We start from the raw sequence: 23,972 nt of genomic DNA, 5'->3' as shown, positions 1-23,972 counted from the left end.
CCGCGCCGACCGATCTGTCGATGTTCGGCAACGACCCGTGGTGGTTGGTTGTCGGGAAGGCCTTGGCGGTCTTCGTGTTCCTGGTGCTCACGCCGCTGGTGGCGATCTACGCCGAACGGAAGATCATGGCGTGGATGCAGATGCGGGTCGGTCCCAACCGGGTGGGGCCGTGGGGCCTGTTGCAGTCGTTGATGGACGGGATCAAGCTGGCGCTGAAGGAGGGGATCACTCCGACCGGCGTCGACAAACCGATTTACGTTCTGGCTCCCATCATTTCGGTGGTGCCCGCGTTCATGGCCTTCGCGGTGATTCCGTTCGGGCCCGAGGTGTCGGTGTTCGGTACCACGACGCCACTGCAGATGACCGACCTGCCGGTCGGGGTTCTGTACATCCTCGCGGTCACGTCGGTGGGTGTGTACGGGATCGTGTTGGCAGGGTGGGCGTCGGGCTCGACGTACCCGCTGCTCGGTGCGCTCCGTTCGACTGCGCAGGTGATTTCCTACGAGGTCGCGATGGGCCTGTCGTTCGCGGCGGTCTTCCTGTACGCGGGTACCATGTCGACGTCCGGAATCGTTGCTGCGCAACAGGACACCTGGTACGTGTTTCTGCTGCTGCCGTCGTTCCTGGTGTACGTGACGGCGATGGTCGGCGAAACCAACCGCGCTCCGTTCGATCTGCCCGAGGCCGAGGGTGAGTTGGTGGGCGGGTTTCACACCGAGTACTCGTCTCTTCGTTTCGCCATGTTCATGCTCGCCGAGTACATCAACATGGTCACCGTGTCGGCACTGGCGACCACGCTGTTCCTCGGCGGCTGGCGGGCTCCGATTCCGCTGAGTCTGTGGAGCGGTGCCAACTCGGGGTGGTGGCCCGTGCTGTGGTTCACCCTCAAGGTCTGGGTGTTCCTGTTCGTGTTCATCTGGCTGCGTTCGACGCTGCCGAGGCTGCGCTACGACCAGTTCATGAACTTCGGCTGGAAGATCCTCATTCCGGTTGCCCTCGTCTGGGTGATGGTGATCGCGACGGTTCGGGTCCTCGGGGCCGAGCGCTACGACGTACCAGTGGTCACGTTCGGAGTGTCGATGATCTTCGCGGTGGCCGTGCTGGGTGCGCTGCTGCTGATGGTGCGCAGGCATGCACGGGAACGGAACGTGCCGCCTCCTGCATCTGTCGTCGAGTTCGATGCGTTGGCAGGCGGATTCCCGATACCTCCCATTCCCGAGCAGGGCTCGAATTTCCCGAGCCGGCACGCCGGTGTGCGCTCATCCGCCGCCAGGTCACCGAAGGAGAACGCCGATGCCTGAATTTCTCGGTCCCATAGCAGGTTTCGGGGTCACCTTCGCCACGATGTTCAAGAAGCCCGAGACGGAGCTGTATCCGGAGGAGAAGAAGCCCACCGAGATTCGCTACCACGGGCGGCATCAGCTCAATCGGTACGCCGACGGTCTCGAGAAGTGCATCGGCTGCGAGCTCTGCGCGTGGGCCTGCCCGGCCGACGCCATCTACGTCGAAGGAGCCGACAACACCGAGACCGAAAGGTACTCTCCGGGCGAGCGCTACGGCGGGGTCTATCAGATCAACTACCTGCGGTGCATCGGGTGCGGACTGTGTGTCGAGGCCTGTCCCACACGGGCTCTGACGATGACCAACGAGTACGAACTCGCCGGTGACAACAGAGCCGATCTGATCTACGAGAAGGACGCGCTGCTGGCCCCGCTGCAACCGCAGATGACCGCACCGCCGCACGCGATGGCGCCGGGCCTTACGTCCGATGACTACTACCGGGGAGCCGTCACCGGCCACGAGTCAGGAGCCGAGTCCGCAGCCGAACCCGATGGTGGTTCGGTGCGATGAGTGCACCGGAAGCTGCGGTGCAGCTCGCCCTCGATGCCACGTCCACCGGTGAGGCCGTGCAGTTCTGGACCCTCGGTGTCGTCGCCGTCATCGGCGCACTCGGGGTGGTGATGAGCACCAAGGCCGTCTACTCGGCGTTGTTCCTCGCTGCCACGATGGTGGTGCTGGCCACCTTCTACATGGCGCAGGGAGCGCTGTTCCTCGGTGTCGTGCAGATCGTCGTCTACACCGGCGCGGTCATGATGCTGTTCCTGTTCGTTCTGATGCTCGTCGGGGTCGACACCTCGGAGTCGCTGACCGAAACTCTCCGTGGCCACCGCATCGCTGCCGTCGTCATCGGAATCGGCTTCGGACTGTTGATCATCGGGATACTGCTGCGCGACGCGGCCCGTGCCGGTCGGCTCGACTTCGCCGGTCTCGACGCCGCCAACTCGACCGGAAACGTCGAGGGCCTGGCAGAGCTGATCTTCGTCGAATACGTGTGGGCGTTCGAGTTGACCGGAGCACTGCTGATCACTGCCACGATCGGAGCGATGATTCTGGCGCACCGAGAGGTTCTGGGGCCGGTCAAGGGTCAGCGAGAGATGGCGCAGGATCGCTTCCGCGACGGCTCGAGGGTGACACCGCTGCCGAGCCCGGGAGTGTATGCCAGGCACAACGGGGTCGATCGCCGCGCCTTGTTGCCCGACGGAACCGAATCCGAGTCCTCCGTCAACGCCATGTTCGCCGATCCGCGGGTCGAGAGTGACGAACGATGAATCCGGAGAACTATCTCTACCTGTCCGTTCTGTTGTTCGCGATAGGCGCGGCGGGCGTCATCGTCAGGCGCAACGCCATCATCGTGTTCATGTGCATCGAATTGATGCTCAACGCAGTCAATCTCGCGTTCGTCACCTTCTCCCGCATGCACGGCAACCTCGACGGCCAGTTGTTCGCGTTCTTCACCATGGTGGTCGCCGCCGCCGAGGTGGTGGTGGGCCTGGCCATCATCATGGCCATCTTCCGATCCCGTCGGTCGATATCGATGGACGAGAACTCCCTGATGAAGAATTGACGGGGGCGCAGAAATGATGTCGATGCTGTGGCTTCTTCCGGCTCTGCCTGCGTTCGGTGCGGCGTTCCTGCTGCTCGGTGGCAGGCGTACCGACCGCTGGGGGCACCTCGTCGCGACGGCGGCAGCAGTGTCCTCGTTCGTCGTGGCCGCGGTGGTGTTCGGCTCGATGCTCGGTCGCGCCGAGTCGGGCCGCGCCCTCACCCAGACCTTGTTCCGGTGGGTTCCGGTCGACGAATTACAGGTCGAGTTCGGCTTGCGCGCAGATCAATTGTCGATCTGCTTCGTCCTGCTGATCACCGGGGTCGGTTCGCTCATTCACGTGTACTCCATCGGCTACATGAGTCACGACGCCGAGCGGCGTCGCTTCTTCGCGTACCTCAACCTGTTTCTGGCAGCCATGCTGCTGCTGGTTCTGGCCGACAACTTCCTCGGTCTCTATCTGGGGTGGGAGGGTGTCGGTCTGGCGTCGTATCTGCTCATCGGCTTCTGGCAGCACAAGCCGTCGGCCGCGTCGGCTGCCCGAAAAGCGTTCGTGGTCAACAGAGTCGGCGACATCGGCCTGGCGGTTGCGCTGATGATCATGTTCGTCAACTTCGGCTCCGTGCAGTACGACGACGTGTTCGCCGGAATCGGCGGGGCGAGCGAATCCGTGGCCACCGCCATGGCGCTGATGCTGCTGTTGGCGGCATGTGGAAAGTCGGCGCAGGTGCCGTTGCAGTCCTGGCTCGGTGATGCCATGGAGGGTCCGACACCGGTGTCGGCACTCATTCACGCGGCCACGATGGTCACGGCCGGGGTGTATCTCATCGTGCGCTCGGGACCGGTGTTCGAGGCGTCGCCTGCCGCCCGCGCGGCCACCGTCACCGTGGGGGCGGTTACCTTGCTGTTCGGTGCCGTCATCGGATGTGCGAAGGACGACATCAAGAAAGCGCTCGCGGCGTCGACGATGAGTCAGATCGGGTACATGGTGCTCGCGGCCGGGCTCGGCCCCTCCGGGTACACCTACGCCATCGTGCTGTTGATCTCGCACGGCTTCTTCAAAGCGGGCTTGTTCCTGGGCGCGGGATCGGTGATGCATGCGATGAACGACGAGACCGACATGCGACGGTTCGGCGGACTCCGCGTCGCGATGCCGATCACGTTCGTCACGTTCGGCCTGGGGTATCTCGCCATCATCGGACTGCCGCCGTTCTCCGGCTTCTTCGCCAAGGATCCGATCATCGAGGTCGCATTCGCCGCCGGGGGAGTGGCAGGCCCGATTCTCGGCTGCGTGACGTTGCTCGGTGCAGGCCTGACGGCCTTCTACATGACTCGGGTGATGCTGTTGACGTTCTTCGGTCCGAAACGCTGGTCCGCGCAGGCACACCCGCACGAGGCGTCGGCGACGATGACCGCTCCGATGATCGTGTTGGCCGTCGGCTCGGTGGCGTCGGGTGCCATTCTCGCGGTGGGCGGTCGCCTCGAGACATGGCTCGAGCCCGTGGTGGGATCGGCTCACGAGGAGCACGCGATTCCGGCTTGGGTCGTCACCGTCGCCGTCCTGGTGGTCGTTGTGGTCGGCGCGACCGTCGCCTACCGCAAGTACATCGTCGGTGAGGTTCCGTCGACGCCACCCGAGGACGTGTCGGCCGTGACCCGAGCCGCACGTGCCGATCTCTACGGAGACGCCTTCAACGAGGCGGCATTCATGCGTCCGGGACAGACCCTCACGCGCGCACTGGTGCACGCCGACAACGGTATCGACGCCGTCGTGGACGGGGTGGGTAGCTCGATCGGTGGTGCATCGACGCGGTCCCGGCGGCTGCAGACGGGATACGTGCGGTCGTATGCGTTGGCGATGTTCGCGGGAGCCGTTCTCGTGGTACTGATGGTGGTGGCTCTGTGACTCCCTGGTTGACCGTTCTCTGGGTGCTCCCGATGCTCGGCGCGGTCGTCGTCGCCCTGGTGCCCGCCGCTCGTCCGACCGTCGCGCGCAGTGTCGCAGTGGGTTTCGCTGCCGTGACCTTGGCCGTGTCGGTCGCCTTGGCAGTGTCGTTCGACTCCGGTGGCGATCGGTACCAGTTCGTCGAGGACCATTCGTGGATAGCGGCTTTCGGTGCGCGGTACACCCTCGGCCTCGACGGCATCGGCCTCGTGCTGGTGTTGCTCACCACCGTTCTCACGCCGTTGCTGCTCGTCGCAGGCTGGTACGACGGCAGTCGCGTCGCGCACTACGGCTCCCGTCGGGTGTCGCACACGTACATGGCGTTGATCCTGGTGGTCGAGTCGATGGTCGTCGTCTCGTTCCTTGCCTTGGACGTGTTGCTGTTCTATATCTTCTTCGAAGCGATGTTGATTCCGATGTACTTCCTCATCGGCGGCTTCGGGGGCAAGCATCGTACGCGCGCCGCGGTGAAGTTCTTGTTGTACAACCTCTTCGGCGGTCTGGTCATGCTGGCGGCCGTCATCGGCCTCTACGTGGTGACCGCGAGACCCGACGGGCCGTTCGACGGCGGCACATTCGATCTGCGTGTGATCGCCGACGCGGCGGCATCGGGCGGACTCGGAGTGGACCCGATGGTCCTGAACGCGCTGTTCCTCGGCTTCATGTTCGCTTTCGCGATCAAGGCACCGTTGTGGCCGTTCCATTCGTGGCTACCCGACGCCGCCGTGCAGTCCACGCCCGCGACTGCGGTCTTGATGATGTCGGTGGTGGACAAGGTCGGCACGTTCGCGATGCTGCGGTTCTGTCTCGAACTCTTTCCTGGCTCGTCGCAGACGTTCGCGCCGTGGATCATCGCTCTTGCGGTCATCGGCATCGTCTACGGCGCGATACTGGCGATCGGTCAGACCGACATGATGAGACTGATTGCGTACACGTCTATTTCGCATTTCGGGTTCATCATCCTCGGCATCTTCGCCATGACCGGTCAGAGTCAGGCCGGTGCCACGCTGTACATGGTCAACCACGGAATTTCCACGGCCGCCCTGTTCTTGATCGCGGGCTTCCTCGTCTCGCGTCGAGGGTCACGAGCGATAGCCGACTACGGCGGTGTGCAGAAGGTGGCACCGGTGCTCGCCGGCACGTTCTTGATCTCGGGACTTGCCACGCTCTCTCTACCCGGCCTCGCCCCCTTCGTGAGCGAATTCCTGGTGCTGATCGGCACGTTCGGTCGATACGGAGTCGCTGCGATCGTGGCCGCCGGAGCCCTCGTGCTGTCGGCGATCTACATACTGTGGCTCTACCAGCGCGTCATGACCGGGCCGGTCCGTGAAGACAACCGGACGGTGCCCGATCTCGTCCGACGCGAGCTGGCCGTGGTGGTGCCGTTGATCGCGTTGCTGATCGTGCTCGGTGTCTACCCGAAACCGGCGCTCGATGTCATCACTCCGGCAGTGCAATCCACGATCGTCGACGGTTCAGGAGGTCAGCGATGACCACACCCGAGGTGCAGTACGGTCTGCTGGCACCGATGCTGATCGTGTTCTCGGTCGCAGTTCTCGGCGTTCTCGTCGAAGCGTTCGTGCCGCTGCGGGCCCGTCGGCTCATACATCTGGGTCTTGCTCTCGCAGGACTGGTGGTAGCGCTGGCGGCGATCCTCGGTCTGGCCGGAACCGAGGCGTCGGCGATGAACGGGGCGGTCGCGATCGACGGCCCTACCCTTTTCCTGCAGGGAACCATTGTGCTGGTGTCGATTCCGGCAGTCGCACTGCTGGCGGAGCGCACCGTTGCAGTCACCGGGGCCGGTGCCGAGCGCCGGATCGATTCGTTCACTCCGCAGGCATCGACCACCCCGGGCAGCGTGGCGGAGAAGGAGGCCATCGATGCAGGCGTCGCCCAGACGGAGGTATTTCCTCTGGCGATGTTCGCGATCGGCGGGATGCTGCTGTTCCCGGCCTCCACGGATCTGCTGACGATGTTCGTGGCGCTGGAAGTGCTGTCGCTTCCGCTGTATCTGCTCTGTGGACTCGCCCGACGGCGGCGGCTGCTCTCACAGGAAGCGGCTCTGAAATACTTTCTGCTGGGCGCGTTCTCGTCCGCGTTCTTCCTGTTCGGAGTCGCGTTCCTGTACGGATACGCCGGAACCGTTCGGTTGGACGGCATCGCCGACGCCATCGCGGTGGACGGCCCGGGCAGATCGCTCGCGCTGATCGGAACCGCCTTGCTCGCAGTGGGTCTGCTGTTCAAGGTCGGCGCGGTGCCATTTCATTCCTGGATTCCCGACGTCTACCAGGGTGCACCGACGCCGGTGACGGCGCTGATGGCCACGGTGACCAAGGTCGCGGCGTTCGGTGCGATTCTTCGCATCTTCGGAATGGCTCTGCCCGGTCTCGACTCGAGTTGGCGACCGATGCTGTGGGTGGTCGCCATCGCGACGATGGTGCTGGGTTCCGTTGTCGCGGTGACGCAGACGGATGTCAAACGGATGCTGGCGTACTCGTCCGTTGCACACACCGGATTCATCCTCACGGGAGTGACGGCACTGGGTGATTCCGGTGATGGGGGTGACGCCGGTGTGTCGGCCACGATGTTCTACCTGGTGGCGTATGCCTTCAGCACTCTCGGAGGGTTCGCGATCATCGGGTTGGCGCGCGACGAACGCGGTGAGGTGAGCGATCTCGATCGGTGGGCGGGAATCGGCCGTCGGTCACCGCTGGTGGCGGCGGTGTTCGGGTTGTTTCTGCTCTCGTTCGCCGGGATTCCGCTCACCAGTGGGTTCATCGGCAAGTTCGCGGTGTTCAGTGCTGCCTCCGGTGCAGGCGGAGCGGCGCTGGTCGTGGTCGGTGTGGTGTGCAGCGCGATTGCGGCGTTCTTCTACGTGCGGGTGATCGTGCTGATGTTCTTCACCGATCCGGGAGAGACGACTGCCACGATCGTGCGCCCGACTGCGTCGGTGTCGTGCTCGATAGGGGCCTCGGTGGTGGTCACCGTCGCTCTCGGAGTCTTTCCGCAGCCCGTTCTCGACCTCGCTGCGCGTGCCGCGAACTTCCTGTAGCTCTTACTTCGCGGACTTCATTCGCTGCTTCCACGTGTGCGAGCCGGTACCGACCGGTAGTCCGCCGATTGCTCCCGCAAGGCCGAACGCGGGCATGTTGACGTAGATCGCCTCGCTGTTCTGTGCTGTGGCGGTATAGGTTTCGTGCCACACGCCGACGTGGCGGGTTGCGGCCACCGATCGATTGAAGGCACGCCAGGCGGGTGCATGTGGTGCGTCGGGATCGGAGGCGAATCGCGTCAGATCCTCGGCAGTGCGCCAATAGCTGACCAGCATGGTGGTGCGCCCCAGCCACGAGTGGTAACCGAGCAGCCCGGAAGCGGGATCCTGCTCGAGATGGCCGAGCATCCGCGGCATCGCGCGCACCACGGGTAACCAGGAGCGAACGGCCACCGGATTGTTGATCCGCATTCCGATGAGGAAGACCGTGACGGTGTCTCGTTCGAATTCGACCGTCCGGCGGCCGTCGATGATGGGTGGCATGACGTGTTCCCGTCTGTTCGGTGGGTGAAGCATTGTGTGGCACTGTTATAAAACACCGTTGTGATAGATTCCGCAAGTGGCGAGACCCAGAATTCACGACGAGCAGTTGCGGACCCGGCTACTGGAGGCCGCGGCGGAAACCGTTGCGCACCAGGGCGTCGACTCGTTGTCGCTGCGTAAACTGGCCGCTGCACAGGGCACATCCACAACGGCGATCTATTCGTTGTTCGGCGGACGTACCGAGTTGCTCGTGGCACTGTTCGCCACCTCGTTCGCGAGTTTCGGGGACTCCCAGCGCCGGGTTCCGGTCACCGGCGATCCCGAAGTGGACCTACGGGAGCTCGCCGTCGCGTACCGCACCTGGGCACTGGCCAATCCGCATCTGTACGCGGTGATGTTCGGGGGAGTGCTCGGTTCGATCGATGTTGCAGACGAGGCGCATCGCGCGGACGCGGCCATGGATCCGCTCCGCGCTGCCGTGTCGAGCGCCGTTGCGGCGGGAACCATGGACGGGGCATCGGTCGAGTTGATCAGCCACTCGTTCTGGGCGATCGTGCACGGATTGGTGTCGCTCGAATTGGCAATGCCCTCGACCGCCGACGACGAGACTCGTCGGGCGATGTTCGACGCGGGAGCGGAGTGCGTGCTGCGCGGGTGGACGCGTCAGTAGGTGCGCGGTATTCCGAGAATCTTGGTCGCATCCACGGTCATACCCAACCGCGCCGTCGGAGCGAGTGTGGGCAGGTCCGGGACATCGTCGACATCGACGGTCGCAGCGCCAATCACGTCGGATCCGGCGATCTCGAAGTCCGACATCGCGCGCCGCAGGTGGCTCGGAGTCGTTGCCAGCACCAGATTCTCGACGCCGATCTCGGCTGCCAGTGCGGTGGTGCGCTGTGCGTTCTGCACCGTCGAATTCGCGGTCGATTCGGTGTGAATGCGATCGGCCGCGATGCCTTCGTCGACGAGCCATCGGTGCATGGCCTCGGCTTCGGTGATACCGCTCTGCGGATTCCCGCCGGTGACGACGATGGGGGACTCGGGGGAGCGCTCCGCCGCGGCGACGGCCGAGCGTAGACGTGCCACCAACTCGTCTGTCATGCTGCCGTCACCCTCCAGCCCCAGCCCGAGCACCACGATCGCTGTACGCGGTCCGTCGGTGGTCGGGGCGAAATCGATTGTCTGCGTGGCGGCTTCGTCGATGATGGCGATGGCGCGATCGACTGCATCGGCGAGGGTTGGAGACAGGCCGCGCAGGCGGGTCCTGTGCTCCGTCAGAGCAGCGGTATCGGCGGTCGCGTTGGCATAGAACGTCTGCAGAGCTGCCACGTTGGCGTCGTCCGGGGCAGCGGTTGCGAGCGCATCGAGTGCCGCGAAACCGGCGTCGTAGCGCCCCTTCACCAATGCATTCTGCGCGTCGTTGTAGCGCTCCGCGTCGGCCGAACGGACCGTTTCGGCGACGGTTGCCGGGGCCGAGGCCTCGGGCGCGGCAACCGCCGAGATCGAGCCGAACCCGACAGCGAGCGCGGTGGCGCAGGACACCACGGCAACGCGAACGGTCGGTCGTACTCGGCCTTGTCGCACTACTGACGTCCTTTTCGAGCGGTGACGGGTTTCCGCCACCCTAGCTCAATTCGGTGCCGGTGTGACTGGTGTGAGCAGAGTTGTTCGAGTTACATGAATGTACTTCTGAGCAGGGACTTCTTCCGTCACAAAGTGACCGGGGCGCGTCCGCGGTCGGCGGGTTCGATGGTCACCTCGGCATCGGGAAGAAAAACGCGTTCGGTCGTCGTGGTGCCGTCGACGCCGTCGGTCACGGTCACCGCCACGTTCTCGGCGACCTGGCCTGCGCTTTCGATGAACCCGGTCGCGACACCCTCTTCTATGAGCAGGTGATCACCCACCAGGAGAAGAAGCTCGTCCGCCGTCACCGTTCGTCTGCCGCCTACATCTTCGATAGTCATGAATCCCACCGTAATGCGCGGCGCTGCACAGCGCCGTCGCATGTTCGACAATCTCTGCATGACCGAACGGCGGAAGACATGGACAGCGCCCACACCCGAACAGGTCACGGGTCCGCTCGTCGGCGACGAGCGGCCGATTCTCGAAGGAATGCTGCAGTGGCATCGAGCGACGCTGCTCAACATCTGCGCCGGTGCCGACGCCGAACAGTTGGCGCGGCGACCGTTTCCGCACTCGACGCTCTCCCTGCTCGGACTCGTGCGTCATCTGGCGAAGGTCGAACGCATCTGGTTCCGAGAGCGACTGGAGTCGATGTCGTTCGCTCCGATGTACGACGCGGCGTTCGGTAAGGACTCCGACTTTCTGGGAGCGACCGAGTCCGGGGCCGAATCCGACTTCGCGCGATTCTCCGCCGAGTGCGGTGCCTCGGACGAGATCGCGGCCCGGCACTCGTTGGACGATCTGGTCGACTCGCGCGGTGGGCCGATGTCGCTGCGGATGGTCTACGTGCACATGATCGGTGAATATGCCCGGCACAACGGACACGCGGACATCATCCGCGAACAGATCGATGGAGTCATCGGCCGTTGAGGGCATAGCGTAGACACACCACCCGACCCCCTACGAAAGAAGGTGTTTCGGTGACCGATTCCGATGCAGCACTCGATCCGACCTCGCTGCGCCCGTCGTTGTACATCGACGGACAGTGGCAGGGGGCCGGTGACGGCGGTACCCGAGACATCGTGAACCCAGCGGACGGCAGCACGGTCGCCGTGGTGGACGAGGCCACGCCGGACGACGCTCTGCGGGCGGTGGCAGCCGCGCGAGCGGCGTTCGACGACGGACCGTGGCGCTCGGTCACGGTGGCCGAGCGCCGCGATCTGCTGAACCGCATCGCCGATCTGCTCCAACGCGACAAAGCGACGTTGGCGCGCATCGAGACCCTCGACACCGGAAAGACATACGGCGAGAGCGAGATCGACATCGACGACGTGACATCGGTCTTTCGCTTCTACGCCGATCTCGCTGTGGTGCAGGCCGATCGTCTGATCGACGTCGACCGATCCGAAATCCTGAGCCGTGTGGTGCACGAGCCCATCGGTGTCTGCGTCATGATCGCACCGTGGAACTACCCACTGCTGCAGATCTCGTGGAAGATCGCCCCCGCGTTGGCAGCCGGCTGCACCATGGTGCTCAAGCCGAGCGAGGTGACTCCGCTGTCCACCATCGCGTTCACCAAGCTGGTGGAAGAAGCCGGAGTACCGGCCGGTGTGGTCAACCTGCTGCAGGGCAGCGGCGCGGTTCTCGGGGACGCGCTCACCAGGAACCGCGACGTCGACTTCGTCTCGTTCACCGGCGGACTGGCGACGGGCAGACACATCCTGGCCGCGGCGGCCGAGAACGTCACCAAGGTGGCCGTCGAACTCGGCGGCAAGAATCCACACATCGTGTTCGCCGATGCGGTGGCCGACGAACAGGCGTTCGCCGACTCGGTCGACAACGTCCTGACCGGAGTTTTTCTGCACTCGGGTCAGGTGTGTTCGGCAGGCACTCGACTCATCATCGAGGAATCGGTCGCCGACCGCTTCGTCGCTGCGGTGGCCGAACGGGCGAAAACCATCGTCATCGGCCCGGGCATGGACCCGGCGAGCGAGACCGGTCCACTGGTGTCGCAGGCACAGCGAGAGAAGATCGAGGCCTTCGTGGCGACCGGCGTCGAGGAGGGCGCGACGCTGGTCATCGGCGGAACGAAGCCGGACGATCCGGCCCTGGACAAGGGTAGCTATTTTCTGCCGACGATCTTCGACCACTGCAATCGGTCCATGAATATCGTGCAGGAGGAGACATTCGGGCCCATACTCACTGTGGAGCGCTTCGGCTCCGAGGCCGAAGCACTCCTGTTGGGTAACGATACGAATTACGGTCTCGCCGCGGGAGTTCGGACATCGGACGCCGCGCGAGGCGAACGGATGGTCCGTGGGCTTCGCCATGGCACGGTGTGGCTCAACGACTTCGGTGTCTACACCGCTGCCGCGGAATGGGGCGGCTTCAAACAGTCCGGCAACGGACGCGAGCTCGGACCGTCCGGAATGTCCGAATACCAAGAGGCAAAGCATATTTGGCACAACACCTCACCCACCGCGGCGGGGTGGTTCGGTACCCGATAGCGAAAGATCGGAAAGGCCAGGCGCATGGCACTACTGAACGACAATTCGAGCGGAATGGACGACTTCGGTTACAAGGAGTCACTCGATCGAAGTCTCGGGAAATTCGCCAGCTTCGCCGCGGGAGTCAGTTACATCTCCATTCTCACCGGCACGTTCCAGCTCTTCTACTTCGGTTTCGGCACCGCCGGGCCGGCGTACCTGTGGTCGTGGCCTGCAGTGTTCGTCGGCCAACTCTGCGTGGCTTTGTGCTTCATGGAGTTGGCCGCGAAGTATCCGGTGGCGGGATCGGTGTACAACTGGGCGAAGCTGTTGGGCCGCAGGATCGTCGGTTGGTCGGCGGGCTGGTTGATGCTCACGGCATCGATCGTGACACTGTCTGCCGTCGCTCTGGCTCTGCAGTTGAACCTGCCACGTATCTGGAGTGGGTTCCAGATCATCGGTGACGGCTCGGGTGCCACCGACTTCGCGGCCAACGCAGTGCTGCTCGGTGCGATTCTGATCGCGATCACCACCACGATCAATGCGCTCGGAGTCCGGCTGATGGCCATGATCAACAGCGCGGGCGTGTTCATCGAACTCATCGCTGCCGTTCTCATCGCGATCCTGCTCGCGGCCAACATCACTCGCGGGCCGGAGGTGTTCTTCTCGACCAACGGCTACGGAGCCGGCGAGAGCGGCGGCTACCTCGGTGCCTTCCTGGTCGCGTCGCTGGCGTCGGGTTACGTGATGTACGGATTCGACACCGCGAGCTCGCTCGGCGAGGAGACGGTCGAACCTCGGCGCACGGCCCCCAAGGCGATCTTTCGCGCCATCCTCGCCTCGTTCGTCATCGGCGGAGCCATCCTGGTGTTCGCCGTCATGGCCGCACCGGACCTGAACGATCCTTCCCTCGGCAGTCCCGACGGCAGCCTGCAGTCCATCGTGGAATCGGTGATGTGGGGCCCGCTGGGCACCGTCTTCCTCATCTGCATCGTCATCGCGGTCTTCGTCTGCTCACTGGCAGTGCACACCGCGGCGATCCGGCTCACGTTCGCCATGGCCCGAGACAACGCGTTGCCCTTCGGCGAGAGTCTGGCCAAGGTGAATCCGAAGACCCAGACCCCGGTGGTGCCCGCGGTGACCATCGGCGTGCTGGCCATCGTCATTCTCGTCGTCAACATCGGTCAGCCGCAGATCTTCACGGTCCTCACCTCGATCGCGATCATCATGATCTACCTCGCCTATCTGATGGTCACCGGTCCACTGTTGGTCAAACGAGTCAAGGGTGAGTGGCCGCCGGCAGATCTGAAGCCCGGCGGATACTTCACGATGGGCAGGTGGGGCCTGCCGGTCAACATCGCGGCAGTGGTGTGGGGCACCGGAATGGCGATCAACCTCGCGTGGCCGCGCGAGGCCGTGTACGGAACCCCCTGGTACAACACGTTCGGAGCATTCGTCTACATCGGCGGCATCCTCGGCGTTGGCCTGCTGTGGTACGCAGTCAAGGGACGCAAGCACATCGGCACTCTGAAATCACATGCCTCCACGGGCAACTAGAAGGAGCGTGCAGTGACAGACACCCAGTTCGATTACGTCGTCGCAGGTGGCGGGACGGCGGGATGCGTCCTCGCGGCACGTCTGAGCGAGGACCCCTCCGTCAGTGTCTGCCTCGTCGAAGCAGGGCCGACCGACGTCGGCGACAAGGCGATTCTCGAACTGGTGGAGTGGATGCACCTGCTCGACTCCGGCTACGACTGGGACTATCCCGTCGAGCCGCAGGAGCGCGGAAACAGCTTCATGCGGCACGCGCGCGCGAAAGTGCTCGGTGGCTGCTCCTCGCACAACTCCTGCATCGCGTTTCACCCACCTGCGGAAACCCTCGACGATTGGGCGGCGGCCGGTGCGACGGGGTGGGGCGCGTCGGACATCCTGCCGTACGTCGCGCGCGTGGAGAACAACGACACCGGCCGCGGACACGACGGCCCCGTGCGCATCCGCGACGTGCCGCCGAACGATCCGTGCGGTGCCGCGGTACTCGAATCGGCCGCCGGGATAGGTCTTCCCACGGTCGCATTCAACCGCGGAACGCCTGTACTCAACGGTGCCGGTTGGTTTCAGATCAATGCGGGAGAAGACGGCTCACGCATGTCGACCTCGCATGCGTACCTGCACCCGATCATCGGCTCACGGCCGAACCTCGAGGTGCGCACCGACTGCTGGATCAGCGAGATTCTGATCGACGAATCGCTGACCGCGACGGGTGTGCGATACCAGCGCCCCGACCTGACGGGCTACGACACCGTCTCCGCACGGCGCGAGGTCATCGTGACCGCCGGGGCCATCGACACGCCGAAGTTGTTGATGCTCTCGGGAATCGGACCGGCAGCCCAACTGCGCGAGATGGGAATCACGGTGCGAGTCGATTCTCCCGGTGTGGGTGAGAACCTCGACGACCACGTCGAAGGTCTGGTGTTCTGGGAAGCGAGCAAGCCGATGGTCACCACGTCCTCGCAGTGGTGGGAGATCGGGGTGTTCGCGCAGACCGACGATTCGCTGAACTACCCGGACGTGATGATGCATTACGGCAGTGTGCCGTTCGACATGAACACCCTCCGCTGGGGCTACCCGACCACCGACAACGGATTCTGCCTGACTCCGAACGTGACGCAGGGGCGCTCGCGCGGCACTGTTCGCCTGCGCAGCAGAGATTTTCGTGACCGTGCCAAAGTGGACCCGCGCTACTTCACCGATGCCGACGGCCACGACGACGCGGTGATGCTGGCCGGACTGAAGCTGGCGCGCGACATCGCCGCGCACGGTCCACTCTCGGAATGGATCGAGCGCGAACTCGCCCCAGGGCCCGAGGCCGTCACCGACGACGACCTGCTCGACTACGTGCACAAGACCCACAACACGGTCTATCACCCGGCGGGCACGGCGCGGATGGGCTCGGTGGACGACGCCATGGCCGTGCTGGATCCGGAATTGCGAGTCAAGGGAGTCTCGCACCTGCGCGTGGTCGACGCGTCGGCGATGCCGAAGCTGCCGTACGTCAATCCCAACATCACGGTGATGACCATGGCGGAGAGATGCGCCGACCTGATCCGTGGCGGATAGATCGGAGCTGGCCGATTTCCTCGGCGCGCATCCACCGTTTCAGGGCGCGCCACCGGCTGTGCTGGCCGAGGTGGCCGCGGCGGCCGTCGAACGCGAGTACGGCAGTGGCGCATGGGTTGTGGACCCTCGACGGATGGACGTCTCGACCGATACCGACACCGTATGGGTGGTGCATACCGGGCGCGTGGTGATCATGCACCCCGACGCGACCTCTCCCACCGAGGTGCCGATCGACACCATCGGTGAAGGTGGAGTCTTCGGATTCTCGGCTCTGCTGTCCGGTGGAACTGTCGAATTCCGAGCGCGGGCACTCGAACCGAGTGTCGTCCTGCAGTTGCCCGGTGCACTGGTTCGGCCGTTGTTCGCAACGCCCACCGGTCTGGCGTTCCTGGCCGATGCCGTCAATTCGTCGTCTGCATACCGTGGGGGACCGGTCGAGGGTAGCGCCGGCCGCACCGTCGGTGAATTGCTCTCGGCCCCAGCGGTGTTCGTACCCGTCGGCACCACCGTTCGAGACGCCGTCCGGCACATGACCGATCAGGGCAGCTCGTACGTTCTGGTTCCGCTGCGTGGCTCGCGCCATGGCATATTCACAGACCGAGACCTCCGAATTCGTGTGGTGGCCGCCGGGATCGGAGTCGATACTCCGATAGAGCAGGTCATGACGGCACCCGCCGAGACCGTCACGGCGGACCGGCTGGCCGGCACCGTGCTGATGGACATGCTCGAACTGGGGCTGCGGCACATGCCCGTGGTGTCCGATCGGGGCGAGGTTCTCGGTGTCGTCGAGGATTCCGATCTGCACGCTGCGTCGACTCGACGCAGTTTCGTAGTGCGCCGAGCGGTGGCGTCGGCGTCGACCTCCGCCGAACTCGCCGACGCAGGCAGGCTCGTGCCCCGACTGGTGGTGGATCTGTTCCAGGGCGGAACCGATGCGATGGCGGTCAGCGCGATCCTCTCCGTCGTGGTGGACAGCATCGTCCGCCGTGCCGTCGAGATCGAATGGACTGCACGTCCGGACGTGCCGCGTGACCGATTCGCCTGGATCACTCTCGGCAGTGTGGCGCGTCGAGAAGCCATGCCCTCCTCGGACGTCGACAGTGCGCTGAGCTGGGCGGACACCACCGCCGACCCCGAGATCCGAGGGAAAGCGAACGCGGTGCAGAGAACCCGCGACGAGGCGTTGATGGACTTGGCCGCCCGTGTGCACGAGAGCCTCGACGGTGCCGGGCTACCGTCGGACACCAACGGCGCGGTCGCGAGCTCACCTCGATTCGCACGCTCGGCCGGTCAGTGGGAACGCGCCGCGGCGCACTGGCTCAGCAACCCCTTCGGCCAACGTGGCAACCCGGCAGAGGACTCCGGCCTGATCATGTCCTCGCTGATGATCGACGGCAGAGTGGTGTGGGGCCCGAGAGAACTGCACACCGTGCCCGAGGCCTACCGCCGACTGCTGGTCGATCACCCCGACGCACTGCGGTTGCAGCTGCGTGATGCGCTCGCCGGCCGCGCCCGGCTGCGATCGCTACGCGACGTCCTGGCTCGGCGCGGCGGGACGTTCGATCTCAAGGCCCACGCGCTGACGCCCATCGTCAACCTCGCTCGCTGGGGTGGGCTGTCGGTCGGCATGGCCTCGGCCTCCACGCCGGCGCGACTCGCGGCGGCGTCGGGTAACGGCATGCTCTCCGAACGTGATGTCACTGCGCTGTCCGAGGTGTTCGCGCTGCTGCAACGGCTCCGATTGTCGCATCAGATCGACCAGATCACAGCGGGCCACCGCCCCGGCGACGTGCTGATCATGGCCGATCTGTCGCCGCTCGAACGAAGCCTGCTGACCGACGGCATCCGCGAGATCGCCGCGGTACAACGACGCGTCGGCTACCTCGCGGCCAACGTCGGCGTGCATCGATGACCGCCAACGACCAGACTGTGTGCCGTGACCACCAATCCCGTGAGCGTTCCCACCCCGTCCACCGTCGAACACAATCGGTTGGCCGAATCGCCCGGAGTCAGCGGACCGTGGCGCCAGTGGGGTCCGTATCTGGCGGGACGACAGTGGGGCACAGTGCGCGAGGACTACTCCGAAGACGGGAACGCCTGGGCGTCGTTCCCGTTCGACCAGGCACACAAGCGGGCCTACCGCTGGGGCGAGGACGGGATCGGCGGAATCTGCGACCGCTTCGGGTTCCTCAACTTCTCGTTCGCACTGTGGAACCGCAAGGACCCGATCCTGAAGGAACGTCTGTTCGGCCTGGCCAACGAAGAAGGAAATCACGGCGAAGACGTCAAGGAGTACTTCTGGGCCGTCGACGGAACACCGACGCACAGTTGGATGCAGTGGCTTTACCGCTACCCGCACGCGGAGTACCCCTACGCCCACCTGCGAGAAGAGAACGCTCGACGCGGACGTGACGACCGCGAATACGAGCTGGCCGACACCGGCATCCTCGACGAGAACAGATTCTTCGACGTCCAGGTCACGTACGCCAAGGCCTCGCCCGACGACATCTGCATCACCATTTCGATCACCAACCACGGCCCCGAGGCGGCATCGGTCGACCTGTTGCCGCACCTGTGGTTGCGCAACACCTGGTCCTGGGGACGCGACGAGCGGGGCGGAACACTGGCGCAGCTGAGCCCGCCGGACCTGATGGCAGGTGGACTCGAAGCGATCGCCGTCGATCACGGATTTCTCGGTCGTTACTACCTCAGTGCCGAAGGCACGCCGGCAGTTCTTTTCTGCGACAACGAAACCAATGCCGAAGCCCTGTGGGGGCAGGAGAACATCTCGTCCTACCCCAAGGACGGCATCGGCCGCCGAGTCGTCGACGGGGAACTCGACGCGGTCAACCCCGAGCAGACGGGAACGAAGGCTGCGTTCTGGTATCGCTTCGACGACATCGCCTCGGGTGCAACGGAATCGGTCAGGCTGCGGCTCTCGCCCAACCGCCCGGACGAGCAGACGTTCGGGGCCGGATTCGATGCCGTCAACGTCGATCGCCAGGTCGAGGCGGACGAGTTCTACGGTGCCGTGATCGGTGCCGATCTCACCGATGTCGACCGGCACGTGGCACGGCGCGCGTACGCCGGCCTGTTGTGGACCAAGCAGCTCTATCGATACGACGTCGAGGAGTGGATCGAGGGCGACAAGGTCGGAGCTCCGGCACCGGACTCGCGGCAGGACCCGGGTGGGCGCAACGCGCACTGGCGTCACCTGGCATTGGCCGATGTGATCTCGATGCCCGACGAGTGGGAGTATCCGTGGTTCGCGGCCTGGGACCTGGCCTTCCACGCGATTCCATTGGCGCACGTGGACGCCGATTTCGCCAAGGAACAGTTGGTGCTCATGTGCCGGGAATGGGCCATGCACCCCAACGGTCAACTGCCTGCGTACGAATGGGAGTTCGGTGATGTCAACCCACCCGTGCACGCGTGGGCGGCGTGGCACGTCTATCGCATCGACGGCTACCGGGATCGCGAATTCCTGGTGCGGGTGTTCACCAAGCTGCTGCTCAACTTCGCGTGGTGGGTCAACCGCAAGGACTCCGAGGGCTCGAACATCTTCGAGGGCGGATTCCTCGGCATGGACAACATCGGACTGTTCAACCGATCTGCACCACTGCCTCCCGGCTTCCGACTCGAGCAGTCCGACGCGACCAGTTGGATGGCGTTCTACTGCCAGCAGATGTTCAAGATCGCACTCGAGCTCGCGCGGCACGACAGCGCCTGGGACGACGTCGCGACCAAGTTCTTCTCGCACTTCCTCTCGATCGCGAAAGCCGTCAATTCGTTCGGTTCGCAGCATATTTCGCTCTGGCACGAGGAAGACGGCTTCTTCTACGACGTTCTCGTCCAACCTCAGGGCGATGCGGTTCCGATGCGGGTGCGATCGATGGTCGGCCTGCTGCCCATCCTCGGGGCCACCGAGATTCCGCCGTGGGTCGAGGAGGAATGCCCCGACCTCACCGCCCGTCTGCGTTGGGTTCAGCGTCGACGGCCGGAGATGGTCAGCCCACTGCTGGCTCGGCGTGAGGGCGGCGAGGTGCGGATGCTGCTCACGCTCGTCCAGCCCGAGCGTCTCAAGCGCATCCTCTCGCGGATGTTCGATTCCGAGGAATTCCTGTCGCAGTTCGGAATTCGATCGCTGTCGGCCTCGTATCGCGAGCCGGTGACCTTCGACGTCGACGGACGAAGCCTGTCCATCGAATACGAGCCGGGGGAGTCGCGTACCGGAATGTTCGGTGGTAACTCGAATTGGCGTGGACCGGTGTGGTTCCCGGTGAACGTACTGCTCGCCGACAAGCTGCGCGCGTACGGCCGGTACTACGGCGACTCGTTCACCATCGAGATCCCCACCGGCTCGGGCAACCACCGCACCCTCACCGACGCCGCCGATCTGATCGACAACGGTCTCGCCGGACTGTTCCGGCCGGTGGACGGCAAGCGGACGGCGGACGGCGATCGCATCGAGTCCAGTGCCGACCCGTTGTGGTCCGAGCATCCCAGTTTCAACGAGTACTTCGACGGAGACACCGGCGAGGGACTCGGGGCAACCCACCAAACCGGGTGGACAGCGCTGGTGGCGCACCTGCTCAGGCCGCGTCTGCCGCTCTGAGGGCCTGCGGCCCATGTGAGTGGAACTTCGTAGTGGGCTACGAAGTTCCACGCACATGCGGCGGAGCCGCATAGTCTGGCGGGATGAAGATTCGCGGCGCAGTACTCGAAGAAATCGGCCGATCTCGTCCCTTCGCGGACTCGCATCCCATCACCGTCTCGGACCTCGAGCTCGGTTCGCCGGGCGACGGCGAACTGCTGATCAGAATCGAAGCCGCGGGGCTGTGCCACTCGGACCTGTCGGTGGTCGACGGCAATCGAGTTCGTCCGGTCCCGATGCTGCTCGGCCACGAGGCCGCAGGCCGAGTCGAGGAAGTCGGACCGGGCGTCGACGACATCGCGATCGGTACCCGCGTCGTCATGACGTTCCTGCCGCGCTGCGGCGAGTGTGCCGGGTGCGCCACCGACGGTCAGATGCCGTGCATCACCGGTAGCGCGTCGAACAATGCCGGGACCCTGCTCGGCGGCGGCATCAAGTTGCACCGTGACGGGGAAGAGGTCAAACACCACCTCGGAGTCTCCGGATTCGCCACCCATGCGGTGGTGAGCCGAAAGTCCGTGGTGCCGGTCGAGGACGACATCCCGGCCGATATCGCCGCAGTTCTCGGTTGTGCGGTACTGACCGGCGGTGGCGCGGTGCTCAACGCCGGAACTCCGAAGCCCGGTCAATCGGTGATGGTGGTGGGTCTCGGCGGAGTCGGCATGGCCGCCGTTCTGACAGCCGTATCGCTGGGTGCAGGCGAGGTGATCGGAGTCGACGGAGTCCCGGACAAGCTCTCCACCGCAACCGATCTGGGCGCAACGCAGGTCTATTCACCGGCCGAGCTCGCCGAGAAGGGAATCAAGGCCGATATCGTGATCGAGGCGGCAGGCAACGCCCGAGCCTTCGAAACTGCCGTCGCTGCAACGGCTCCCGGCGGCAAGACCATCACCGTCGGTCTCCCGTCGCCCGACGCCCGCTCGTCCATCTCGCCGCTGGGCCTGGTGGCCGAGGCGCGCACGATCATCGGCAGCTACCTGGGCTCCGCCGTGCCGGCGCGCGATATCCCGACCTATGCCCAGATGTGGCGTGAGGGACGGCTTCCCGTCGAGAAGCTGATCTCCTCGAGAATCACGTTGGACGAGATCAACCGCGGCATGGACGAATTGGCCGACGGCAACGCGATCCGTCAGGTCATCGTCTTCGACTGAGCATCAGCTGTTGGCGGCGGTCGCGACCCACCGGCCGCGCTGCGTCGAGATCTCGATGGGATGGTCGAAACACTCACTGATGTTTGCGGTGGTCAGCACCGCGTCGACGGCTCCCTGCGCCAACACCTTTCCGTTGCGGATGAGCAGGGCGTGGGTGGTCGAGACGGGGATCTCTTCGAGGTGGTGCGTCACCAGAATGCTCGCCAGGCTCGGGTGCTCGGCCCGCAACGAGTCGAGCGCACCGAGGAGTTGTTCGCGGGCAGCGAGATCGAGTCCGGTGGCGGGCTCGTCGAGCAACAGCACTGCGGGGTCGGGGAGCAGGGCGCGCGCGATGAGCGCTCGGCCACGTTCTCCCTGGGAGAGCGTGTGCCACGATGCCTCGGTGCGATGGGCGACGCCGAGGGAACCGATCAACCGATGGGCACGGGCGATCTGGTCCTCGGTGGCCGACCATCTCGGGATCAGGTCGGGAGTGTTGGTCAGGCCGGTCAGCACCACCTGGAACAGAGTCAGCGGAGCCTCGACCGTCAGACGGGGATCGACGTGGCCGATGCGCGTCCGCAATTCGCGCATGTCCACCCGGCCGAGGCGATGACCGAGAACGTGCACGGAACCGTGCGTGGGATGCACCACGGCACCGAGCAAGCTGAGCAGAGTGCTCTTACCTGCGCCGTTCGCACCGAGCAACACCCAGTGCTCGCCCTCCTCGACCCGTATCGTGGCGTCGCTGAGCAGGTATCGGCCGCCGCGGACGAAATCGACTCGGTCGGCGAACAGGACGCTGGATGGCACCGGACGACCGTAGCTGCCGGTGCGGATCGCGGAGAAGTAGGCTCTGAGGTCGGTACAACCGACAAGACGACGAAACGAGTGTGGGTACGACGTGAGTGCAACGGCACCTGTTCGAGTAGGGGTACTGGGGTCACGCGGCAAGGTCGGTCAGGCAATCTGTGCCGCCGTCGAGGCGGCCGACGATCTCGAGCTCGTGGCGACCGTCGACCAGGGTGATCCGCTGGCGAATTTCGTCGACGCGAACGCCCAGGTGGTCGTCGATTTCACCCATCCCGACGTGGTGATGGACAACCTGCAGTTCCTGATCGAGCAGGGCATCCATGCTGTGGTCGGTACCACCGGTTTCGACGACCGGCGGCTCGAGCAGGTTCGCGAATGGCTGGCGGGATCGCCGCAGACGGGTGTGCTGATCGCGCCCAACTTCGCCATCGGTGCGGTGCTGTCGATGCGATTCGCGCAGCAGGCAGCGCGGTTCTTCGACTCCGTCGAGGTGATCGAACTGCACCACCCCAACAAGGCCGATGCGCCGTCGGGCACGGCGTATCGCACTGCCGCGCTGATCGCCGAGGCACGTGCCACCGCAGGAACTCCGAAGAGCCCCGATGCGACGACCACCGAACTCGACGGCGCACGTGGTGCCGACGTGGACGGCGTGCGGGTGCACTCGATCCGGCTCGCGGGACTCGTTGCGCACCAAGAGGTTCTGCTCGGCACGCAGGGGGAGACGCTGAGCATCAGGCACGATTCGCTCGACCGAACGTCCTTCGCGCCCGGAGTCCTTCTGGGAGTCCGCGAGATCGCCGGACGACCGGGGTTGACCGTCGGGCTCGATCCGCTGCTGGATCTGTGAGCTGATCGACGGTGAACAAGACGACGAAGGTGCTTGCCATCATCACGGTGATGGTGCTGATCCTCGGCTTCTACTTCTTCCTGCTCGGTCAGCGCGGTGTGACGCTGATCCAGAACGGTGGTGTGGCGAGCATCTCCCTGGGGATCGGGGTCCTGCTGCTGCCGATACTCGGGTTGTGGATCGTGTGGGCCACCTTGAAAGCCGGTTTCGACCATCAGAGGCTGGCATCGCGCATTCACGAGGAAGGCCTCGAACTCGACGTCTCGGACCTTCCGCGCAGACCGTCGGGACGCATCGAACGTGATGCCGCAGACGAGTTGTTCCAACGGATCAAGACCGAGTGGGAGAAGGATCCGGACAACTGGCGCAACTCGTACCGGTTGGCTCGTGCCTACGATTACGCCGGTGACCGCGGGCGGGCCCGCGAGACGATGAAGCGCGCCGTGGCACTCGAACGGAACGAGAACTGACCGTCGATGCCGCGCACCCTGCTGGTCGTTCATCACACCCCGAGCCCGCTCACACGTGAGCTGCTCGAGGCAGTGCTCGACGGCACACACGACCCCGCGATCACCGGCGTTGACGTTCGCAGTGTGCCTGCTCTCGGTGCGACCGTTCCGGATGTCCTCGGTGCCGACGGATTTCTCTTCGGAACGCCGGCGAACTTCGGGTACATGAGTGGGGCGCTGAAACACTTCTTCGACACCGTGTACTACCCGTGCCTCGGTGCCGTTGCCGGAAAGCCCTACGCCGCTTGGGTTCACGGCAACGACGACACCGTGGGTGCCGGACGGGCCATCGAGAAGATCGCGTCGGGTTGGGGCCTCGAGAAGGTCTTCGGGACCGTACACATTGCCGAGAGCGGCAAGCCCGCACGTGAACGCTGCTACGAATTGGGCGGAACCGTCGCGGCGGGGCTGTCCGACTGACGGTGG

General features: G+C 64.8%; 22 protein-coding genes. 18 read left to right on the top strand and 4 right to left on the bottom strand.

What is annotated here, in order from left to right; translation table 11 throughout:
* Nucleotides 1-20: 20 nt before the first annotated feature.
* The 7 genes from nuoH to nuoN are packed head-to-tail and all read left to right on the top strand — an operon-like array spanning nt 21 to nt 7,881.
* Nucleotides 21-1,301 carry an NADH-quinone oxidoreductase subunit NuoH gene (gene nuoH / locus CH249_RS23305; protein WP_094682940.1) on the top strand — a complete coding sequence of 427 codons (1,281 nt, stop codon included), beginning with the start codon at nt 21-23 and terminating at the stop codon, nt 1,299-1,301.
* Complete coding sequence (gene nuoI / locus CH249_RS23300; protein WP_094682841.1) at nt 1,294-1,851, top strand: NADH-quinone oxidoreductase subunit NuoI; 558 nt, start codon at nt 1,294-1,296, stop codon at nt 1,849-1,851. Before nuoH ends, nuoI begins: the two co-directional genes overlap by 8 nt.
* Nucleotides 1,848-2,609: an NADH-quinone oxidoreductase subunit J gene (locus CH249_RS23295; RefSeq protein ID WP_094631745.1), complete on the top strand. Its 762-nt coding sequence runs from the start codon at nt 1,848-1,850 to the stop codon at nt 2,607-2,609. Before nuoI ends, CH249_RS23295 begins: the two co-directional genes overlap by 4 nt.
* Nucleotides 2,606-2,905 (top strand): NADH-quinone oxidoreductase subunit NuoK, encoded by a 300-nt coding sequence (nuoK, locus tag CH249_RS23290; RefSeq protein WP_032397862.1) that lies wholly within the window; start codon nt 2,606-2,608, stop codon nt 2,903-2,905. The genes CH249_RS23295 and nuoK overlap by 4 nt, the downstream gene beginning before the upstream one ends.
* A 13-nt stretch (nt 2,906-2,918) precedes the next feature.
* A complete protein-coding gene (gene nuoL, locus CH249_RS23285; RefSeq protein ID WP_179273209.1) occupies nt 2,919-4,790 on the top strand; it encodes an NADH-quinone oxidoreductase subunit L in 1,872 nt (623 codons plus the stop codon).
* Nucleotides 4,791-4,822: 32 nt separating this feature from the next.
* Nucleotides 4,823-6,322 (top strand): NADH-quinone oxidoreductase subunit M, encoded by a 1,500-nt coding sequence (locus tag CH249_RS23280; protein ID WP_373453535.1) that lies wholly within the window; start codon nt 4,823-4,825, stop codon nt 6,320-6,322.
* Nucleotides 6,319-7,881, top strand: a complete 1,563-nt coding sequence (gene nuoN / locus CH249_RS23275; RefSeq protein ID WP_094682839.1) for an NADH-quinone oxidoreductase subunit NuoN — start codon at nt 6,319-6,321, stop codon at nt 7,879-7,881. Before CH249_RS23280 ends, nuoN begins: the two co-directional genes overlap by 4 nt.
* A 3-nt stretch (nt 7,882-7,884) precedes the next feature.
* Here nuoN and CH249_RS23270 read toward each other — a convergent pair whose 3' ends face one another.
* Nucleotides 7,885-8,364 carry a DUF4188 domain-containing protein gene (locus tag CH249_RS23270; RefSeq protein ID WP_094682838.1) on the bottom strand — a complete coding sequence of 160 codons (480 nt, stop codon included), beginning with the start codon at nt 8,362-8,364 and terminating at the stop codon, nt 7,885-7,887.
* Nucleotides 8,365-8,440: 76 nt separating this feature from the next.
* On the opposite strand from CH249_RS23270, the gene CH249_RS23265 reads away from it, so the two are divergent.
* Nucleotides 8,441-9,034, top strand: a complete 594-nt coding sequence (locus tag CH249_RS23265) for a TetR/AcrR family transcriptional regulator (RefSeq protein ID WP_032397866.1) — start codon at nt 8,441-8,443, stop codon at nt 9,032-9,034.
* Here CH249_RS23265 and CH249_RS23260 read toward each other — a convergent pair.
* Both CH249_RS23260 and CH249_RS23255 read right to left on the bottom strand, forming a co-directional pair.
* The gene (locus tag CH249_RS23260) at nt 9,028-9,948 is read right to left on the bottom strand and encodes a YdcF family protein (RefSeq protein ID WP_094682837.1); all 921 of its coding nucleotides are present in this window, start codon (nt 9,946-9,948) and stop codon (nt 9,028-9,030) included. The genes CH249_RS23265 and CH249_RS23260 overlap by 7 nt on opposite strands.
* 125 nt (nt 9,949-10,073) lie before the next feature.
* Complete coding sequence (locus CH249_RS23255) at nt 10,074-10,328, bottom strand: hypothetical protein (RefSeq protein ID WP_032398387.1); 255 nt, start codon at nt 10,326-10,328, stop codon at nt 10,074-10,076.
* Nucleotides 10,329-10,386: 58 nt separating this feature from the next.
* On the opposite strand from CH249_RS23255, the gene CH249_RS23250 reads away from it, so the two are divergent.
* From CH249_RS23250 to CH249_RS23220, 7 genes are all read left to right on the top strand, one after another.
* Nucleotides 10,387-10,917 (top strand): DinB family protein, encoded by a 531-nt coding sequence (locus CH249_RS23250; RefSeq protein ID WP_045199857.1) that lies wholly within the window; start codon nt 10,387-10,389, stop codon nt 10,915-10,917.
* 50 nt (nt 10,918-10,967) lie between these two features.
* On the top strand, nt 10,968-12,494 hold the full coding sequence (locus tag CH249_RS23245) for an aldehyde dehydrogenase family protein (RefSeq protein WP_094682836.1): 1,527 nt from the start codon (nt 10,968-10,970) through the stop codon (nt 12,492-12,494).
* Between the two features lie 24 nt (nt 12,495-12,518).
* Nucleotides 12,519-14,030: an APC family permease gene (locus CH249_RS23240; protein ID WP_094682835.1), complete on the top strand. Its 1,512-nt coding sequence runs from the start codon at nt 12,519-12,521 to the stop codon at nt 14,028-14,030.
* Nucleotides 14,031-14,042: 12 nt separating this feature from the next.
* A complete protein-coding gene (locus CH249_RS23235; protein ID WP_032397868.1) occupies nt 14,043-15,590 on the top strand; it encodes a GMC family oxidoreductase in 1,548 nt (515 codons plus the stop codon).
* Complete coding sequence (locus CH249_RS23230; RefSeq protein ID WP_094682834.1) at nt 15,580-17,502, top strand: putative nucleotidyltransferase substrate binding domain-containing protein; 1,923 nt, start codon at nt 15,580-15,582, stop codon at nt 17,500-17,502. Before CH249_RS23235 ends, CH249_RS23230 begins: the two co-directional genes overlap by 11 nt.
* A 24-nt stretch (nt 17,503-17,526) precedes the next feature.
* Nucleotides 17,527-20,205: a glucosidase gene (locus CH249_RS23225; RefSeq protein WP_256988433.1), complete on the top strand. Its 2,679-nt coding sequence runs from the start codon at nt 17,527-17,529 to the stop codon at nt 20,203-20,205.
* Between the two features lie 83 nt (nt 20,206-20,288).
* On the top strand, nt 20,289-21,395 hold the full coding sequence (locus CH249_RS23220) for an alcohol dehydrogenase catalytic domain-containing protein (RefSeq protein ID WP_094631737.1): 1,107 nt from the start codon (nt 20,289-20,291) through the stop codon (nt 21,393-21,395).
* A 3-nt stretch (nt 21,396-21,398) separates the two neighbouring features.
* Here CH249_RS23220 and CH249_RS23215 read toward each other — a convergent pair whose 3' ends face one another.
* Nucleotides 21,399-22,187, bottom strand: coding sequence for an ABC transporter ATP-binding protein (locus CH249_RS23215; protein WP_094631736.1), 789 nt, complete (start codon nt 22,185-22,187; stop codon nt 21,399-21,401).
* 91 nt (nt 22,188-22,278) lie between these two features.
* Between CH249_RS23215 and dapB the strand changes: the two genes are divergently transcribed.
* Genes dapB through CH249_RS23200 form a run of 3 tightly spaced genes read left to right on the top strand, consistent with a single transcriptional unit; the run spans nt 22,279 to nt 23,966 of the window.
* A complete protein-coding gene (dapB, locus tag CH249_RS23210; protein ID WP_094682833.1) occupies nt 22,279-23,037 on the top strand; it encodes a 4-hydroxy-tetrahydrodipicolinate reductase in 759 nt (252 codons plus the stop codon).
* A gap of 50 nt (nt 23,038-23,087) precedes the next feature.
* A complete protein-coding gene (locus CH249_RS23205) occupies nt 23,088-23,507 on the top strand; it encodes a hypothetical protein (protein WP_052050479.1) in 420 nt (139 codons plus the stop codon).
* 6 nt (nt 23,508-23,513) lie between these two features.
* Nucleotides 23,514-23,966, top strand: a complete 453-nt coding sequence (locus CH249_RS23200; RefSeq protein WP_094682832.1) for a flavodoxin family protein — start codon at nt 23,514-23,516, stop codon at nt 23,964-23,966.
* Nucleotides 23,967-23,972: the final 6 nt, after the last annotated feature.

It is taken from the genome of Rhodococcus sp. 05-2255-3B1 (assembly GCF_002258545.1).
Taxonomy (GTDB): domain Bacteria; phylum Actinomycetota; class Actinomycetes; order Mycobacteriales; family Mycobacteriaceae; genus Rhodococcoides.
This window is presented reverse-complemented; position numbering and strand designations above follow the sequence as displayed.

Excerpts from the sequence above, each read along its gene's own strand:
- nuoN (WP_094682839.1), top strand. The coding sequence starts at position 6,319 with ATGACCACACCCGAGGTGCAGTACGGTCTGCTGGCACCGATGCTGATC.
- nuoH (WP_094682940.1), top strand. The coding sequence starts at position 21 with ATGTTCGGCAACGACCCGTGGTGGTTGGTTGTCGGGAAGGCCTTGGCG.
- nuoI (WP_094682841.1), top strand. The coding sequence starts at position 1,294 with ATGCCTGAATTTCTCGGTCCCATAGCAGGTTTCGGGGTCACCTTCGCC.
- CH249_RS23205 (WP_052050479.1), top strand. The coding sequence starts at position 23,088 with ATGGTGCTGATCCTCGGCTTCTACTTCTTCCTGCTCGGTCAGCGCGGT.
- nuoK (WP_032397862.1), top strand. The coding sequence starts at position 2,606 with ATGAATCCGGAGAACTATCTCTACCTGTCCGTTCTGTTGTTCGCGATA.
- CH249_RS23280 (WP_373453535.1), top strand. The coding sequence starts at position 4,823 with ATGCTCGGCGCGGTCGTCGTCGCCCTGGTGCCCGCCGCTCGTCCGACC.
- CH249_RS23250 (WP_045199857.1), top strand. The coding sequence starts at position 10,387 with ATGACCGAACGGCGGAAGACATGGACAGCGCCCACACCCGAACAGGTC.
- CH249_RS23240 (WP_094682835.1), top strand. The coding sequence starts at position 12,519 with ATGGCACTACTGAACGACAATTCGAGCGGAATGGACGACTTCGGTTAC.
- CH249_RS23220 (WP_094631737.1), top strand. The coding sequence starts at position 20,289 with ATGAAGATTCGCGGCGCAGTACTCGAAGAAATCGGCCGATCTCGTCCC.
- CH249_RS23255 (WP_032398387.1), bottom strand. The coding sequence starts at position 10,328 with ATGACTATCGAAGATGTAGGCGGCAGACGAACGGTGACGGCGGACGAG.
- CH249_RS23295 (WP_094631745.1), top strand. The coding sequence starts at position 1,848 with ATGAGTGCACCGGAAGCTGCGGTGCAGCTCGCCCTCGATGCCACGTCC.
- CH249_RS23270 (WP_094682838.1), bottom strand. The coding sequence starts at position 8,364 with ATGCCACCCATCATCGACGGCCGCCGGACGGTCGAATTCGAACGAGAC.
- nuoL (WP_179273209.1), top strand. The coding sequence starts at position 2,919 with ATGATGTCGATGCTGTGGCTTCTTCCGGCTCTGCCTGCGTTCGGTGCG.
- CH249_RS23200 (WP_094682832.1), top strand. The coding sequence starts at position 23,514 with ATGCCGCGCACCCTGCTGGTCGTTCATCACACCCCGAGCCCGCTCACA.